We start from the raw sequence: 15,809 nt of genomic DNA, 5'->3' as shown, positions 1-15,809 counted from the left end.
AAAATAGATAGGAGTGTTGACACATGGGAAACGTAACATTGAATAATGGTTTAAAAATGCCGTTAATTGGCTATGGTGTTTTTCGAGTACCTGAAGGAGATGACTTGGCTGTAGCGGTAAAAACAGCTATTGCAAAAGGTTACCGCAGCATTGATACAGCCCAAGTATATCGCAATGAAGAAAGTGTAGGGCGAGGAATTCGTGCAGCGATTGATGAGGGTTTAGTAACACGTGAAGAACTATTCGTAACATCGAAGGTTTGGAACGATGGACTCTCCTATGAAGAAACACTTGCAGCTTATGATAGTAGTTTAGAAAAATTAGGATTAGATTATTTAGATTTATATTTAGTTCACTGGCCGGGAATAGATACAAATTATGTTGATGTGTATAAGGCGCTTGAAAAAGTTTATCAGAATGGACGTGTACGCTCAATTGGTGTTAGTAATTTCCATGTTCATCATTTAGAACATTTATTAAAGGAAACATCAGTTGTTCCTGTTATTAATCAAATTGAATTTCACCCGCACTTAACTCAAGAGGAAGTACGTGCATTTTGTAAGGAGAAAGGAATACAGGCAGAAGCTTGGTCACCACTAATGAATGGTTCTCTATTGGAAGAATCATTGATTCAGCAGCTAGCTTCTAAATATGGCAAAACACCTGCACAAATTGTGTTACGCTATGATGTTCAGCATGGTGTAGTCACTATTCCAAAAACAATGACTCCTGCACGAATGACAGAAAATTTAACGGTCTTTGACTTTGCATTAACGGAGGAAGAAATGGCTCAGTTAGATGCACTAAATGATGGATTACGTTGCGGACCAGACCCAGAAAAATTTAATTTTAAATAATTTGAAAGGAGCTATCTAATATGAGGGTAGCTCCTTTTGGGAGTAAGAATGAATGCTATTTCGTAGGAATAAAAGTGTGGTATCATTTTCTAAAGTGTTTTAACTTCTTTCCGATTCCGGACGGAATTATACCGAGGCATAACTGATTTTGATTTTTTTGTGCATGAATATGCATTGTTTTAGTTGTATCAATTGCATAGTGACAGGTACAATTACGATGAGGGGCAATAAATAGGAGGCATCAACGATGATTTTAGTTTTAGATGCAGGAAATTCGAATATCGTATTAGGTGTCTATGGTGACAACGATCAATTGGCCTTCCATTGGCGTATGGTGACAGACCTACATAAAACAGAAGATGAATACGCAATGCAAGTATTATCTTTCTTTAATCATGCAGGCATTTCATTTGAACAAGTTAAAGGCATTATTATATCCTCTGTTGTACCACCAATCATGTTTTCGTTAGAAGCGATGTGTCAAAAGTATTTTCGAAAAAAACCGCTCGTCGTAGGACCAGGTGTGAAAACAGGATTGAATATTAAATATGAAAACCCTCGTGAAGTTGGCTCGGACCGTATAGTGAACGCTATTGCGGCTCTTGATGATTATAAAGCACCATTGATTATTGTTGATTTTGGTACTGCCACGACGTATTGTTACTTAAACGAAAAGGGCGATTATATGGGCGGTGCTATCGCTCCAGGTATTTCGATTTCAACGGAGGCGCTTTATACACAGGCAGCTAGATTGCCACGTATTGAAATATTGCGCTCTGCACATATTGTTGGAAAGACAACTGTATCTGCTATGCAGGCTGGAATTTTTTACGGCTTTGTTGGGCAAGTTGAGGGAATTGTTAATCGCATGAAAGCACAAAGTAAGGAAGAACCTTTAGTAATTGCTACTGGAGGATTAGCAAATTTAATTGCTGGGGAGACGCAAGCTATTGATGTAGTCGACCCGTTTTTAACATTAAAAGGCTTATATAAGCTATATAAACGCAATCAATAAGAAATGAGGGACATTTCATTTATGAAAGACTATTTAGTACGCGGTTTAGGATTCAACGGGCAGGTTCGTGTTTTTGCGGCTTGTACAACAGCAACAGTAGGAGAAGCGCAACGACGTCATAATACATGGCCTATTGTTTCAGCAGCCCTTGGTCGTTCTATGACTGCTGCGGTGATGATGGGTGCCATGTTAAAAGGCGAGGAAAAAATCACTGTTAAAATTGAGGGGAACGGTCCAATCGGTCCAATGGTAATTGACAGTAACGCGCACGGTGAAGTACGCGGCTTTGTGACAAATCCTCATGTTCATTTTGATTTAAATGAGCACGGTAAGCTTGATGTTCGAGCAGGTGTAGGAACAGAGGGTGCATTAACGGTCGTAAAAGATCTGGGCTTGAGAGATATGTTCTCTGGACAAACGCCAATTGTATCAGGTGAAATTGCTGAGGACTTTACTTATTATTTTGCTACATCAGAGCAGGTGCCTTCATCAGTTGGTTTAGGGGTTTTAGTAAATCCTGATAACACAATTCTTGCAGCTGGTGGTTTTATCCTTCAATTAATGCCGGGCTGTGAAGAAGAGACAATCAATGAAATTGAGCAGCATCTAGCTACTATAGAGCCGGTTTCAAAAATGATTGAAAAAGGTTTTACACCTGAGCAAATTTTAGAGGCTGTATTAGGAGAAGGCCATCTACAAATTTTAGACTCCATGCCTGTAGAATTTAAATGTCAATGTTCAAAAGAGCGATTTGGTGCAGCGATTTTAGGGTTAGGGACACAGGAAATTCGAGAAATGATTGAAGAGGATGGCGCAGCTGAAGCACAATGTCACTTCTGTTTAGAAACATACCGTTTCTCAAAAGAAGAGTTAGAAGGATTTATTGATGAGCTCAACGCGTAATCGAAGACCTTTATCCGCTGGAACACCTAACCAAACGCCCTTACTGCAACGCCGCCTTAAGACAAAACCGGCTTTAACAGTTATTTCAATCTTGCTATTAGGAAATATTATATGGTTTATTACTTGGTTAATCCCTAATAAAGACCAGGAAATTGGTAGCGACGAGCAAGTCGCTGCCGTTGACGGGGAAGTTATTACACGTCAAGAGTGGATGATTGCCATGGAAGAACGCTATGGTAAAGAGACGCTCCAAAATTTAGTAAACGAATCTGTGATGGAAAAGGCAGCTAAAAAATTTAAAATTCAAGTGACTGATAAGGAGATTGATTTAGAGTTAGCTTTAATGCGATCTGCTCAAGATAAATTTGACACTGCCATGCAAAACCTTTCATCAGAGCAACTACGACAAAAAATTCGTTCACAGCTTATTTTGGATAAAGTGTTGACGAAAGATGTGGTTATAAAAAAAGGTAGTATTGAGAAATATTACGAGGAAAATCAGGCGCTATATAATACAAAAACAAACTATCGTACGAATTTTATAGAGGTGGATTCAAAAAAAGCGGCTGAGGAAGCATTAAGTGAAATAAAAAATGCCTCTGATTTTTCGGTACTGGCACGTGAAATATCCCTAGACAGTGCATCGGCTAGCTTAGGTGGAGATGTCGGTTTCCTTACAGAAAACCAAGAAAATATCGATCCGGCTATTTTAAAGGCAGTGGAAGCTTTAAAAGCAGGTGAGATTAGTAAAGCGTTTAAGCTTGCTAATGGTCATTATGGAATTGTACGAGTACAAGAGATATTAGAAGGTCAATCCTTTACATATGATGATGTGAAAGAACATATAGAACGTGAGCTTGCCTTAGAACAGTTGTCACAATCTGTTACACCAGAAGCATTTTGGTCTGAATTTAATGCAACTTGGTATTACGGTGAAGCGAAAAAAGGTAAATAACAGATTGCTCTGAAAATGAGTAGTGATTATTTCTTGGCATAATTCCATGACATACGTCGGTGGCTTTAGGCAGATGCTTTTTGCGCGAAAGCGACAGCAACAAGGTTTTAACTGTGCGAAAGCGAAGCGACAGCAACAAGGTTTTAACTGTGCGAAAGCGAAGCGACAGCAACAACAACAGTACCGATGTTGGTCACTCGGTCGTTGCCACAGGACGTGGCGTTCTTAGGCTGAGTTCCTCTATTTCGGCTCACCATCTAAAGAGGTGGGAGACTTCTGTATCTGTCACCTCGCTTTCGGTACAAAAATATCTGTACCTGACGCTACGCTTTCAGTACAAAAAACATCTGTACCTGACGCTACGCTTTCAGTACAAAAAACATCTGCTGAAAGAAGTTAAAGAATCTGCGAGATATCTGCGGGAAAAGTGAGCCAGGGAGACCCCTGCAGACGTTTAGCGTCACAGAGTAACGCCACCCGAGGATATTGAGCAGATTTTTATTTCTCTTTATTCGCAAATGTCGGTTGGATCGGATGTAATAAATATTCTGAAAATATAAGTTATATTTATTGACAATCGAATGGAAAAATTGATAAAATCAAAAATAAGTAAAACCTATAAAATTAGTAGGGATTAGGAGTGGATTGATAAATGAGTAGATTAGCAAATTCGGTAGCTGAATTAGTTGGTAAAACGCCAATTGTTAAATTAAATCATGCAACAGGTGAAAATGAAGGTACTGTTTATGTAAAATTAGAATACTTTAACCCGGGCAGCTCAGTAAAAGACCGTTTAGCTTTAGCGATGATTGAGGCGGCTGAGAAAGATGGTACATTAAAGCCAGGTGGTACAATTATTGAGCCTACTTCTGGAAATACAGGTATTGGTCTTGCAATGATTGCTGCAGCTAAAGGCTATAAAGCGATTTTAGTAATGCCAGAAACAATGAGCTTAGAGCGTCGTAACTTATTGCGTGCTTATGGTGCAGAACTAGTATTAACACCTGGACCAGCAGGTATGAAAGGTGCAATTTCTAAGGCAGAGGAGTTGTCTGCTGAGCATGGCTACTTCTTACCACAACAATTCACGAATCCAGCTAATGCTGTTGTTCACCGTTTAACAACAGGTCCAGAAATTGTAGAAGCGTTTGAAGGTTTAACATTAGATGCATTTGTTGCTGGTGTTGGTACAGGAGGTACAATTACTGGTGCTGGTGCTGTGCTAAAAGAGAAATACCCAAATATTGAAATTATTGCTGTTGAACCAAAAGATTCACCGGTACTTTCTGGCGGTCAACCGGGGCCTCATAAAATTCAAGGTATCGGAGCTGGTTTCGTACCTGAAGTATTAGATACAGATGTATACTCTACTGTATTCCCAGTTGAAAATGAGATTGCTTTTGATGTAGCCCGTAAAGTAGCGCGTGAAGAAGGCATTTTATGTGGTATTTCATCAGGAGCAGCTATTCATGTTGCGATTGAAGCAGCGAAACGTTTAGGTAAGGGTTCAAATGTTCTTGCGATCGTACCTTCAAATGGGGAACGTTATTTATCAACACCTTTATATCAATTTGAAGACTAATCCAATAATTTGTACGTAAGGGCTCCTTTAACGAGGAGCCTTTTTTTATTATCAATAATGCCTCGGCGTAATTGATAATAAAAAAACTGCCCGTAAATGTTAGAAGTATAACTAACATCTATGGAGCAGTTCAAAAAATATGATTAGAATAGACTTCACTAAACAACTGTATTACTTAAGATTTTTACGAAGCCATTGTTAGTGGCCGTATTTATTAATTGATCAATAGATTCACGTGCTTTATCAGTGAATAAATACCATTTATCCGCAGTGACATCATGAATTAATACTTTAGGGTATCCTTTCAATTCTTCTTCCGGGAAGGGTCCATTTAAAGAATAAAGGTCAAACTGTTGAACACTTTTATTTTCATGACTCATAAAATTATATTGTCCATCCTTATAATAGGAACCTGGAACGTCTAGATTAATTTGCCATGAATAGTCAGCAGGGGCATCGACAACTTTTCCTTTATTTTCATTGAAAACTTTATATAAGGCTTTATTATAGGTGTTCCCTTGGATCTGCTGTACGATCCCACCCATTGTCATATGGTATTCATATTGAGTAGCTTTTACTTTTACATTGTTTATAACCAATGGCTCGGTATTCACTGTTACTGTGGAATTTTGATAATTGACTTGGCAACCAAAGGTCTCTGCAATAAATCGAATAGGAACAAATAGTCTATTGTTCTTTAAATATGGTTTGACATCAAGTAACTCTGTTTTACCGTTTTTTATAACAGTATTGCTATTCGGCTGTAACGTTATCTGCATTTTGTTATTCGTTAGTGTTACTTTTGAGTCTTTCCAATTTACTGTTGCTCCCAAATTTTCGCTGATAACACGCAAAGGTACCATTGTTCGATTATTCTTAGTCTCTGGTGCCGCATCTGTAGTAACGACAACACCATCAATCTTAATAATACTATGTGCTGCATATGCAGGTAGAGAAATCAGCATGAGTATCATCGCGAGGAAAACCCCTGAAAATATCTTTTTCATGATAAAACAGCTCCTTTTTATAAGATAAATATACACAATTTGTAAAATTTTCTGTTTGCTATTAGTGTAGCAAATGCTCTTCGTTTAACCAAATTATAAAGTAGAAATATATATTCAAAAGCCAATTGTTGCTTTCGCTACAAGAAGACATGTGAAAGAAGGTAATTTTTACGTGACACTTGAAAAATATTCGCTTCAAAGCAATATTCAAGTTAAGATGGAATCACATCATATGACTTAAAGGGGAATAGCAACTTGAAGACAATACCTACGAAAACAATATCGATGGATGCAGACTCGTTTTTTTATAGTTATAAGAAGCAAACAGAAGCACAACAAGCACATATTTTTTTAGAAAGTGGACGCGGAGGAAATTTTACGATAGCTGCTTGGAATCCGTTAGCTACAGCACAATCGGTTGAGAATGGTTTACTCATAAAGTGGAGAAATGGTGAGACGGAAAATTTAAACGGTGAGCCTCTTGATTTATTAGAGAAATTAGTGGAGAAATATCACGTTTCTTATAATGCTGAGCTTCCTGTTTTTCAAGGTGGGGCTATTGGGTTTGTAGCATACGATTACGCTCGTAAAATTGAAGTGTTGCCTAATACTGCTATAGATGATTTACATGTACCAGATATCTATTTTTATATGTTTGATTGCTGGGCGGTACACGATGTGAAGACAAATAAAGTAACGCTTATGAAGCTAGCAGACTGTAATGTAAATTTGGAGGAATGGGCTAATGCGTGGCAAGGGGCAGCGCAAGAAGGATTGCTTACTCGTAAATTTGAAAAAGTAAGTGCTGTAGAAATCGTAAATGATGAAAGTGAACTGTTAGTATCATTTGCTGGAACGGATTTTGAGGAAGCGGTGCGTAAGATCCAAACATACATAGCGCAAGGTGATGTATTTCAAGTGAATTTATCAGTACGTCAATCTAAAAAGTTAAACGCAACTGCAATGGATGTATATGAAGCGTTACGTGCATTTAATCCTTCGCCGTACATGGCGTATATAGAAGCACCGGATTTTGCTGTCGTTTCTGGTTCACCTGAGCTTTTGGTGAAGCGTCACGGTAACGAATTGTCTACTCGACCGATTGCTGGTACACGACCAAGAGGGAAATCCGAGGCGGAGGATTTAGCATTAGCGCAGGAATTAATTGATAACGACAAAGAACGTGCTGAACATGTAATGCTTGTTGATTTAGAGCGCAATGATTTAGGAAGAGTATCTACGTATGGGACGGTTGAAGTGGATGAGTTCATGGTGATTGAACGCTATTCACACGTGATGCACATTGTTTCTAATGTACGAGGAGAAATAGCTGAAGGGAAAACCAATGCAGACGTTATCCGTGCCATGTTCCCAGGAGGAACGATAACAGGCGCACCGAAAATTCGTACGATGGAGATTATTGAGGAATTAGAACCTGTAAGAAGAGGATTATACACGGGTTCGATTGGCTGGTTAGGCTACACAGGTGATATGGAATTTAATATTGTCATTCGTACAGCGTTTGTTAAAGATGGGGTAGCACATATTCAAGCGGGGGCGGGCATTGTTATTGATTCTGTTCCGGAAAGAGAATACCAAGAATCTTTAAATAAAGCGAAGGCGATGTGGCAGGCTAAGGCAATGGCAGAGGAGCGAGCAAAATGATTTTAATGATTGATAACTACGATTCTTTTACGTATAACCTTGTACAGTATTTTGGGGAGTTTGGTCATGAACTAGTAGTAAAAAGAAACGATGTATTGACGGTGAAAGATATTGAGCAGCTTGCGCCAGATATGATTGTCATTTCTCCTGGGCCATGCAGTCCGAATGAAGCGGGTGAAAGCCTGAACATTATTAAGTATTTCGCGGGAAATATTCCCCTTTTAGGCGTTTGTCTTGGCCATCAAGCCATTGCTCAAGTGTTTGGAGGAAATGTTATACGGGCTGAGCGTTTGATGCATGGTAAAACATCACCTGTGCACCATGCTGAAATAGGTTTGCACAAGGGGATGCCAAATCCATTTGAAGCTACTCGTTACCATTCTTTAATTGTAGAGAAGGAAACATTACCTGAATGTTTTGAAGTAACGGCATGGACAGAAGAAGGCGAAATTATGGGCATTCGTCATAAGGATTATCCAATTGAGGGAGTGCAATACCATCCTGAATCGATTATGACAGAACAAGGTAAAAAGCTTCTACGCCAGTTTATAGATTTATATGTTGAGGGAGCGAAGTAAATGCTGTGCTGGATGAATGGAGACTACGTAGAGGCGCAGGATTTGCGCATTTCACCATTTGATCATGGATTCTTATACGGGTTAGGCTTTTTTGAAACGTTTCGAACGTATAAAGGAAAGGTGTTTTGCTGGGAAGCACATATGGAAAGGTTGCAAACGGCGCTTTCTCAATATCGTATTCATATGTCCTATACAGAAGCGGATTTACTTAAGGTTGTTCAGCAATTAAATGAGCAGGCCAAAGGACAGGATGGTTATTTCCGAATAAACGTCTCAGCTGGAGAGCATAGTATCGGTTTACAGCCTACTGAATATAGACAACCGAATGTCATTGTTTTTCGCAAAGAATTACATGCTACACCTCGAGGCATGGAAAAAAACGCACAATGGCTTGTAACACCTCGTAACACTCCTGAAAAAGGGCTTCGAGTGAAGTCGCACCATTATGGTAATAACGTTCTTGGGCGTTTTGAGATGCCATCTCTAGCGCAACAAGAGGGCTTCTTTTTAACGGAAGAAGGCTTTGTTGCTGAAGGTGTAACATCAAATATTTTTTGGGTGAAAGATGATATACTATATACGCCTTCCTTAGAGACTGGTATTTTACCTGGAATTATCCGAGCGTGGGTAATTGAGCGAGCACAATCTTTGGGCATTAAGGTGGAAGAAGGTTTCTTTACTAGTGAGGATGTAGAGAAAAGCTCGGAGTGCTTTATTACTAACTCTATACAAGAACTTGTTCCAATTCTTAAATTAGAGAGCAAGCTATTATTAGGCAATAAAGGGCCTGTTTATTCGCGTTTACATGAAGCATTTGCCAATGAAGTGGAACAAGAATAGAAGGAGAGTTTACATGCTAGAAAACTATACAACAACATTAACTATTAACGGTATCACGTTAGACTATACAGCAGAAACTTTTGTGATGGGTATTTTAAATGTCACACCGGATTCATTTTCAGATGGAGGAAAGTTTAATAATGTTGAAGCAGCTGTTGGACAAGCAAAAAAAATGGTAGCTGATGGTGCTAAAATTATTGATGTTGGCGGAGAATCAACACGACCAGGTTATGAACGTATCTCCGATGAAGATGAAATTGCACGCATTGTGCCAGTTATTCAAGCGTTAGTAGCTGAGGTGCCGGCGATTATCTCGGTGGATACGTATAAAGCGAACGTAGCTCGAGCAGCTATTGAAGCTGGTGCGCATATTATTAACGATATTTGGGGAGCGAAAGCTGAACCTGAGATCGCTCAAGTGGCTGCAGATTTAAATGTACCAATTATTTTAATGCATAATCGAGAAAATACTGATTACGGTACTGATTTCTGGATGACGGCTAAGAGCGACTTAGAAAAGAGTATTGCTATTGCCCGAAATGCTGGTGTACCAGATAATCATATTATTTTAGATCCAGGCATAGGTTTTGCGAAAACTACTGCTCAGAATATTGAAATGATGCAGCATTTAGATGAATTGGTAGCAATGGGTTATCCTGTTTTGCTAGCGACTTCACGTAAATCAATGATTGGTAATGTCTTAAAGCTGCCTGTTGAGGAGCGTATAGAAGGTACAGGTGCAACGGTTGTTTACGGGATTGAAAAGGGCTGTCATATGATTCGTGTGCATGATGTAAAGGAAATGGCACGAGCGACACATATGGCTGATATTTTAGTAGGTAAGCGTATCTACAAGGAGGAAGCGTAATGGACTATATTCATTTAAAGGATATGCAGTTTTACGGTTATCACGGTGTTTTAGCGGCGGAAACAACACTCGGCCAGCGCTTCCGTGCCAATGTTTCACTTGCTGTAGATATGACAAAGGCTGGAGAGACTGATGACTTGGACTATACGGTAAACTATGCAGAGGTTTATGCATTATGCCGTGATATCGTAGAAGGAGAGCCTTTCAAGCTTATTGAAGCACTTGTTTCAAAAATAGCAAACAGTATTTTAGAGACTTACTCAGAAAAGGTTAAGGGTGTACGCGTGGAGCTTATTAAACCGGACCCACCGATACATGGTTATTATAAAGAGGTGTCAGTAGAGGTAACGAGAGGTGATTACTAATGAATGATGTGTATTTATCGATCGGTACAAATATGGGCGAGCGATATGAAAACCTGCAACACGCTGTTAAACTTTTAGAGGGTAAAGATGAAATTGAAGTTGTACAAACTTCTTCAGTTTATGAAACAGCAGCGGTAGGCTACACTGACCAAGCAGACTTTTTAAATATTGCTGTTCATATTAAAACGAGTCATTCATCTTCCGAAATGCTGAAAATTTGCCAATGGGTTGAAGGTGAACTAGGGCGGGTTCGTGAATTTCGATGGGGCCCACGAATCATTGACCTTGACATTTTGCTCTACAATCACGAAAATATTGAAACTGAAAGCTTAATTGTGCCACATCCAAGAATGTATGAGCGAGCTTTCGTACTAGTACCACTCATAGAAATTACACCTGCGCCAGTTGGAGAACAGCTGAGAAGGGCACACGATATAATGCAACAGATGGATAGTGAAGAGGAAGGCGTAACTTTATGGCAAGCATCAGCGAAATTAAAAATGATGCAGTCCGTTAATTAGGTTTCTAATCTTTAAATTAAAGCCTCCTGCGGTTGCTTTTATATAGAAATAGGTGAAAACCTATAGAAGGGGGAAAACAACATTGAGTCAGACAACTGAGAAGCCGTTTCAAATTGGAAATATTGTCATGGACAACCGTGTCGTATTAGCACCAATGGCTGGAATTTGTAACTCTGCTTTCCGTTTAACTGTTAAGGAGTTCGGGGCAGGGCTAGTATATGCAGAAATGATTAGTGATAAAGGGATTGTCCAGAAGAACGAAAAAACACTTGGCATGCTTTATATCGATGAGCGTGAAAATCCACTTTCATTGCAAATTTTCGGTGGTGATAAAGCAACACTAGTGGAAGCAGCTAAGTATGTAGATGAAAACACAACTGCCGATATTATCGATATTAATATGGGCTGCCCGGTTAATAAAATTATTAAATGTGAAGCGGGCGCTCGTTTACTTTTAGATCCGAATAAATTATATGAAATGGTAGCGGCTGTTGTCGATGCAGTAAAAAAACCTGTCAGTGTAAAAATGCGTATTGGTTGGGATGACGAGCATATTTTTGCTGTTGAGAACGCACAAGCTGCTGAACGTGCTGGTGCTTCAGCAATAGCTGTTCACGGACGTACACGTGTACAAATGTACGAAGGAAAAGCAAACTGGGATATCATTCGACAAGTGAAGGAAAATGTTAAAGTTCCTGTGCTTGGTAATGGTGATGTAGAAACTCCTCAAGATGCAAAACGTATGCTTGACACTACTGGGGTAGATGCAGTAATGATTGGACGCGCTGCTTTAGGTAATCCGTGGATGATTTATCGTACAGTTCAATACCTTGAAACTGGTGAGCTAAAGGAAGAGCCAAGTGTACGTGAAAAAATTGATGTGTGTTTGCTACACTTTGAACGCCTTATGCAATTAAAAGGAGAAAGTGTGGCAGTACGTGAGATGCGTAAACATGCTTCATGGTATTTAAAAGGTATTCGCGGTAATGGTATAGCTCGTAAAGCGATTAACCAAACAGAAACTGCGGTAGAGCTTCGTGCATTATTAAATGGACTTGTACAAGACTATGAAGAGCTTGAATCTACATTAATAGTTCCAGAAGCAAAAGAATTAATTCTATAACTTCTTTCAGCGGGTGTCCAAACACCTGGATGAAATAGAGGAACTCAGCGAAAGCGAAGCGGGCAATTATGCTGAGGCATAATTGATTTCATTAAAAAGGCGTCTCATTGTTTTTGAGACGTCTGTTTTTCTGCCAATATCAATTTTTAGAATTATTAATCATTTTTTCTCTTATGGAAATTAAAGCGAAACAGATGATTACAGCAATAAAATTGTGTACAATAGAAATATTATGGATATAAACGCAACGCGGACAATTTAATAAGGAGTGAATCAAGTGTCAAACATAGAAGAATTAAATGATCAGCTTTTGGTGAGACGCCAAAAAATGACGGCTATTCGAGAAAATGGTCAAGATCCATTTGGTAGTCGTTTTGAACGTACGCATTTATCACCAGAAGTACATGAACAATTTGCAGATCAAACAAAAGAGCAGCTAGAGGAAAACCTACAAGAGGTAATTATTGCGGGTCGTATTATGACGAAACGCGGTAAAGGAAAAGCTGGCTTTGCACATATTCAAGATTTAGGTGGCCAAATTCAAATTTACGTTCGCCAAGATCATGTTGGCGAAGAAGCATATGAATTATTTAAACAAGCTGACCTAGGTGATATCGTAGGTATTCGTGGTAATGTATTCCGAACACAAGTGGGAGAGCTTTCTGTAAAGGCTGAAGAGTTTACATTCTTATCAAAAGCACTACGCCCTATGCCGGAAAAATTCCACGGTTTACAAGATGTTGAACAACGTTACCGTCAACGTTATTTAGATTTAATGACGAATGAGGAAAGTAAAACAACATTTATTACGCGTTCTAAAATTATCCGTGCTATTCGCAATTATTTAGATAATGCAGGATATTTAGAAGTAGAAACACCAATGCTTCATACAATTGCTGGTGGTGCAGCAGCTCGTCCATTTATTACACACCACAATGCACTTGATATGGAATTATATATGCGTATTGCAATCGAACTGCATTTGAAACGCCTAATTGTTGGTGGACTAGAAAAAGTGTATGAAATTGGTCGTGTTTTCCGAAATGAAGGAATCTCAACACGCCACAACCCTGAATTTACAATGATAGAGCTGTATGAAGCTTATGCGGACTACAAAGATATTATGTCTCTAACAGAAAACCTTATTGCTCATGTAGCGCAAGAAGTTCTTGGGACAACTACAGTTCAATACGGTGAAGATGGAATTAATCTAGCTGTAGGTTGGAAACGAGTTCATATGGTAGATGCAGTAAAAGAAGCTACAGGTGTAGACTTCTGGCAGCCTATGACTAAGGAACAAGCTCAAGCACTTGCTAAAGAACATGGAGTAGAAGTTAAAGAAACACATGAGGTAGGGCATATTATTAACGAGTTCTTCGAACAAAAGATTGAGGAAACTCTAGTTCAACCTACATTTGTTTATGGTCATCCAGTAGAAATCTCACCTCTAGCTAAGAAAAATCCAGAGGACGAGCGTTTTACAGACCGTTTCGAACTATTCATCGTTCGTCGTGAGCATGCAAATGCCTTTACAGAACTAAATGACCCTATTGACCAACGTGAGCGCTTTGAAGCTCAATTAGTTGAAAAAGCAGCCGGTAATGATGAAGCGCATGAAATGGACAATGATTTCATTGAAGCATTAGAATACGGTATGCCTCCAACAGGTGGATTGGGCATTGGTATCGACCGTTTAATCATGCTTCTTACAAATTCACCATCAATTCGTGACGTATTATTATTCCCTACAATGCGTCATACTACTAAATAGTTGTTTTAACTTAATTGATAGAGGATATAGCACGACTACTACTCAGCATAAAAAAGCGGTAATCGAACTAGAAAAGAACAGCTTTGTTATGAGGTAATCGTGAAAAAAGCAGGAGTCGAGGTGTAGGAGAAGCACTAAGACTCCTGTTTTGTGTTTTCTGTGATGAAATCGACTTAGTTAATGTTTGAAAAGTTTAACTTTTTTTAGCGGAAGTCTCCCACCTCTATAGGTGTTGAGATGAATGCAGAGGGTGTGCAAACATCCGCTGAAATGGAGGAACTCAGTCTAAGGGCGCCACGTCCTGTGGCAACGACTGAGTGAACAACATCGGTGCTGTTGCTGTCGGCACATATAAAACACGTTGCTGCCGCTACGTTAGCATTACGCTTTCGTGCAAAATACATCTGTTGGCCTATAGCCTCAAGACGCAATTATGCCGAGACATAATTGATAAAAAGAATTAAGTAGAGTATTTAAATGATGAATGAATATAAGGTATACTTTTAGAGTTCTGTAATTTGCAGATAAAATAGAAATAGACATTATAGAAGTATTATTGGAGGCTTATAATGAATTATAAAATTTTTAACAAACTAGTATTTGAACAGGCGCAAGTACGCTCAGTTTCAGATGTTCTGTTTACTGAGGAAGAGCTTGAAAATGGCATGAAATTAGCGGTTTCTAAGTTGGAACCGACTCTAGCTTTATATTTAGTGGATATAAACGGTCAGAAGAAGTTCGATGTCCGTTGGGATGATTCCTCTGAAGTTTTCAGTGGCTGGTATTCGGCGTGGGATAATTTCTCTTGGTGCCTAGATGTAGTTGAGAAACAAAATAACTAATTTGAATTAGTAGATTCTTTATATTTTAGTTTTAAAAACACACTTTCAATTTTGAATTCCGCATTTGAAAAGCGAACATAATATATTCTTCTTTCTTTTTTGTTATTATGTGCGGAACAATAAAGTTAAAAAGTAATAAATATGAATAAGTAGGAGTCGGAGTGTAGGAGAACACTTTGACTCCTTTTTTCTATTGCTTATTTGTTAGAGTAATGTGTAAGAGAGGCGATGACGCATTTTATTGTGTAGATCTTAGATGATTTTTTAAGAAAAGCTTGAGAAAGTATCCTTTTCAAATGGTTATTCTTTGATAGAAGTAAGACTCTTCTTATTTGGTTTGTTGAGATTTTTAAGAAAGAGATGTATAGTAAAACAAATAAAGTGATAGATAGAAGGTTATAAGAGTTATTTAGTTCTCGAAAAAACGCAAAATAACTCACTAATTCGCTATTTATAAAAAAAGAGTATTTTATAGTAAAAAAACACTTGCGGTTGTAGTAGAATCATGATAAATTATTACTTGTCGTTAAGGTGACGCAAGAAATAAAGTGAGTTCGAAAAAAACATCAAAAAAAGATGTTGACATCGAAAACTAAGAATAGTATTATATAAGAGTTGTTGCTTTTGAAACGAAGTAAAAAACTTCTAAAAAAGAGTTGACAACGAAAAACAAAAAATGTTATACTATAAAAGTTGTTGAAACAAAACAACAACAAAATGAACCTTGAAAACTGAACAAGCAAAACGTAATCAATAAAGTTTTTAGTAACTAACCTTGAGTTAGTGAACAAAACAAAATTTTGGACATCAAACATGATGCCAGCAAAACAATTTGAGCTAATCAAATTTCTTTTATGGAGAGTTTGATCCTGGCTCAGGACGAACGCTGGCGGCGTGCCTAATACATGCAAGTCGAG

The 15,809-nt window shown here is 38.5% G+C and carries 16 protein-coding genes and 1 rRNA gene; 16 read left to right on the top strand and 1 reads right to left on the bottom strand.

The features are described 5' to 3' along the window. Nucleotides 1-23: 23 nt before the first annotated feature. From ACVYAD_RS23295 to cysK, 6 genes are all read left to right on the top strand, one after another. On the top strand, nucleotides 24-857 hold the full coding sequence (locus tag ACVYAD_RS23295; protein WP_476428123.1) for an aldo/keto reductase: 834 nt from the start codon (nucleotides 24-26) through the stop codon (nucleotides 855-857). 247 nt (nucleotides 858-1,104) lie between these two features. After that, complete coding sequence (locus ACVYAD_RS23290; RefSeq protein WP_476428122.1) at nucleotides 1,105-1,872, top strand: type III pantothenate kinase; 768 nt, start codon at nucleotides 1,105-1,107, stop codon at nucleotides 1,870-1,872. Nucleotides 1,873-1,893: 21 nt separating this feature from the next. Further along, nucleotides 1,894-2,775 (top strand): Hsp33 family molecular chaperone HslO, encoded by an 882-nt coding sequence (hslO, locus tag ACVYAD_RS23285; protein ID WP_349661782.1) that lies wholly within the window; start codon nucleotides 1,894-1,896, stop codon nucleotides 2,773-2,775. Continuing rightward, nucleotides 2,759-3,730 carry a peptidyl-prolyl cis-trans isomerase gene (locus tag ACVYAD_RS23280; protein WP_349661783.1) on the top strand — a complete coding sequence of 324 codons (972 nt, stop codon included), beginning with the start codon at nucleotides 2,759-2,761 and terminating at the stop codon, nucleotides 3,728-3,730. Before hslO ends, ACVYAD_RS23280 begins: the two co-directional genes overlap by 17 nt. A 73-nt stretch (nucleotides 3,731-3,803) precedes the next feature. Next, nucleotides 3,804-3,959 (top strand): hypothetical protein, encoded by a 156-nt coding sequence (locus ACVYAD_RS23275; RefSeq protein WP_476428121.1) that lies wholly within the window; start codon nucleotides 3,804-3,806, stop codon nucleotides 3,957-3,959. Nucleotides 3,960-4,382: 423 nt separating this feature from the next. Beyond that, on the top strand, nucleotides 4,383-5,312 hold the full coding sequence (gene cysK / locus ACVYAD_RS23270) for a cysteine synthase A (RefSeq protein WP_079563706.1): 930 nt from the start codon (nucleotides 4,383-4,385) through the stop codon (nucleotides 5,310-5,312). A gap of 158 nt (nucleotides 5,313-5,470) precedes the next feature. Here cysK and ACVYAD_RS23265 read toward each other — a convergent pair whose 3' ends face one another. Then, on the bottom strand, nucleotides 5,471-6,319 hold the full coding sequence (locus ACVYAD_RS23265; protein ID WP_476428120.1) for a copper amine oxidase N-terminal domain-containing protein: 849 nt from the start codon (nucleotides 6,317-6,319) through the stop codon (nucleotides 5,471-5,473). Between the two features lie 255 nt (nucleotides 6,320-6,574). On the opposite strand from ACVYAD_RS23265, the gene pabB reads away from it, so the two are divergent. The 10 genes from pabB to ACVYAD_RS23215 all read left to right on the top strand — a co-directional run. Beyond that, nucleotides 6,575-7,984, top strand: coding sequence for an aminodeoxychorismate synthase, component I (gene pabB / locus ACVYAD_RS23260; protein ID WP_476428119.1), 1,410 nt, complete (start codon nucleotides 6,575-6,577; stop codon nucleotides 7,982-7,984). Next, nucleotides 7,981-8,562 carry an aminodeoxychorismate/anthranilate synthase component II gene (gene pabA, locus ACVYAD_RS23255; RefSeq protein WP_349661786.1) on the top strand — a complete coding sequence of 194 codons (582 nt, stop codon included), beginning with the start codon at nucleotides 7,981-7,983 and terminating at the stop codon, nucleotides 8,560-8,562. The genes pabB and pabA overlap by 4 nt, the downstream gene beginning before the upstream one ends. Next, the gene (gene pabC, locus ACVYAD_RS23250) at nucleotides 8,563-9,402 is read left to right on the top strand and encodes an aminodeoxychorismate lyase (protein ID WP_349661787.1); all 840 of its coding nucleotides are present in this window, start codon (nucleotides 8,563-8,565) and stop codon (nucleotides 9,400-9,402) included. Between the two features lie 13 nt (nucleotides 9,403-9,415). Beyond that, a complete protein-coding gene (folP, locus tag ACVYAD_RS23245; protein ID WP_349661788.1) occupies nucleotides 9,416-10,270 on the top strand; it encodes a dihydropteroate synthase in 855 nt (284 codons plus the stop codon). Then, on the top strand, nucleotides 10,270-10,635 hold the full coding sequence (gene folB, locus ACVYAD_RS23240) for a dihydroneopterin aldolase (RefSeq protein ID WP_079563711.1): 366 nt from the start codon (nucleotides 10,270-10,272) through the stop codon (nucleotides 10,633-10,635). Before folP ends, folB begins: the two co-directional genes overlap by 1 nt. Further along, entirely contained in the window at nucleotides 10,635-11,156 is a 522-nt protein-coding gene (gene folK / locus ACVYAD_RS23235; RefSeq protein WP_349661789.1) for a 2-amino-4-hydroxy-6-hydroxymethyldihydropteridine diphosphokinase, read from the top strand. Before folB ends, folK begins: the two co-directional genes overlap by 1 nt. An 82-nt stretch (nucleotides 11,157-11,238) precedes the next feature. Beyond that, nucleotides 11,239-12,279, top strand: a complete 1,041-nt coding sequence (gene dusB / locus ACVYAD_RS23230; RefSeq protein WP_349661790.1) for a tRNA dihydrouridine synthase DusB — start codon at nucleotides 11,239-11,241, stop codon at nucleotides 12,277-12,279. Nucleotides 12,280-12,547: 268 nt separating this feature from the next. After that, nucleotides 12,548-14,050 carry a lysine--tRNA ligase gene (gene lysS, locus ACVYAD_RS23225; protein ID WP_476428118.1) on the top strand — a complete coding sequence of 501 codons (1,503 nt, stop codon included), beginning with the start codon at nucleotides 12,548-12,550 and terminating at the stop codon, nucleotides 14,048-14,050. Nucleotides 14,051-14,619: 569 nt separating this feature from the next. Continuing rightward, nucleotides 14,620-14,892 (top strand): hypothetical protein, encoded by a 273-nt coding sequence (locus ACVYAD_RS23220; RefSeq protein ID WP_349661792.1) that lies wholly within the window; start codon nucleotides 14,620-14,622, stop codon nucleotides 14,890-14,892. Nucleotides 14,893-15,743: 851 nt separating this feature from the next. Next, nucleotides 15,744-15,809: ribosomal RNA gene (locus ACVYAD_RS23215) — 16S ribosomal RNA — on the top strand; the annotation flags it as partial.

The organism is Lysinibacillus sp. G1-3 (genome assembly GCF_056322905.1).
The sequence above is the reverse complement of the archived record's forward strand: the minus strand, read 5'-3'. Positions and strand labels throughout refer to the sequence as shown.

Excerpts from the sequence above, each read along its gene's own strand:
- folK (WP_349661789.1), top strand. The coding sequence starts at position 10,635 with ATGAATGATGTGTATTTATCGATCGGTACAAATATGGGCGAGCGATAT.
- cysK (WP_079563706.1), top strand. The coding sequence starts at position 4,383 with ATGAGTAGATTAGCAAATTCGGTAGCTGAATTAGTTGGTAAAACGCCA.
- folP (WP_349661788.1), top strand. The coding sequence starts at position 9,416 with ATGCTAGAAAACTATACAACAACATTAACTATTAACGGTATCACGTTA.
- ACVYAD_RS23295 (WP_476428123.1), top strand. The coding sequence starts at position 24 with ATGGGAAACGTAACATTGAATAATGGTTTAAAAATGCCGTTAATTGGC.
- ACVYAD_RS23290 (WP_476428122.1), top strand. The coding sequence starts at position 1,105 with ATGATTTTAGTTTTAGATGCAGGAAATTCGAATATCGTATTAGGTGTC.
- ACVYAD_RS23275 (WP_476428121.1), top strand. The coding sequence starts at position 3,804 with ATGCTTTTTGCGCGAAAGCGACAGCAACAAGGTTTTAACTGTGCGAAA.
- ACVYAD_RS23220 (WP_349661792.1), top strand. The coding sequence starts at position 14,620 with ATGAATTATAAAATTTTTAACAAACTAGTATTTGAACAGGCGCAAGTA.
- ACVYAD_RS23280 (WP_349661783.1), top strand. The coding sequence starts at position 2,759 with ATGAGCTCAACGCGTAATCGAAGACCTTTATCCGCTGGAACACCTAAC.
- pabA (WP_349661786.1), top strand. The coding sequence starts at position 7,981 with ATGATTTTAATGATTGATAACTACGATTCTTTTACGTATAACCTTGTA.
- folB (WP_079563711.1), top strand. The coding sequence starts at position 10,270 with ATGGACTATATTCATTTAAAGGATATGCAGTTTTACGGTTATCACGGT.
- pabC (WP_349661787.1), top strand. The coding sequence starts at position 8,563 with ATGCTGTGCTGGATGAATGGAGACTACGTAGAGGCGCAGGATTTGCGC.
- hslO (WP_349661782.1), top strand. The coding sequence starts at position 1,894 with ATGAAAGACTATTTAGTACGCGGTTTAGGATTCAACGGGCAGGTTCGT.
- ACVYAD_RS23265 (WP_476428120.1), bottom strand. The coding sequence starts at position 6,319 with ATGAAAAAGATATTTTCAGGGGTTTTCCTCGCGATGATACTCATGCTG.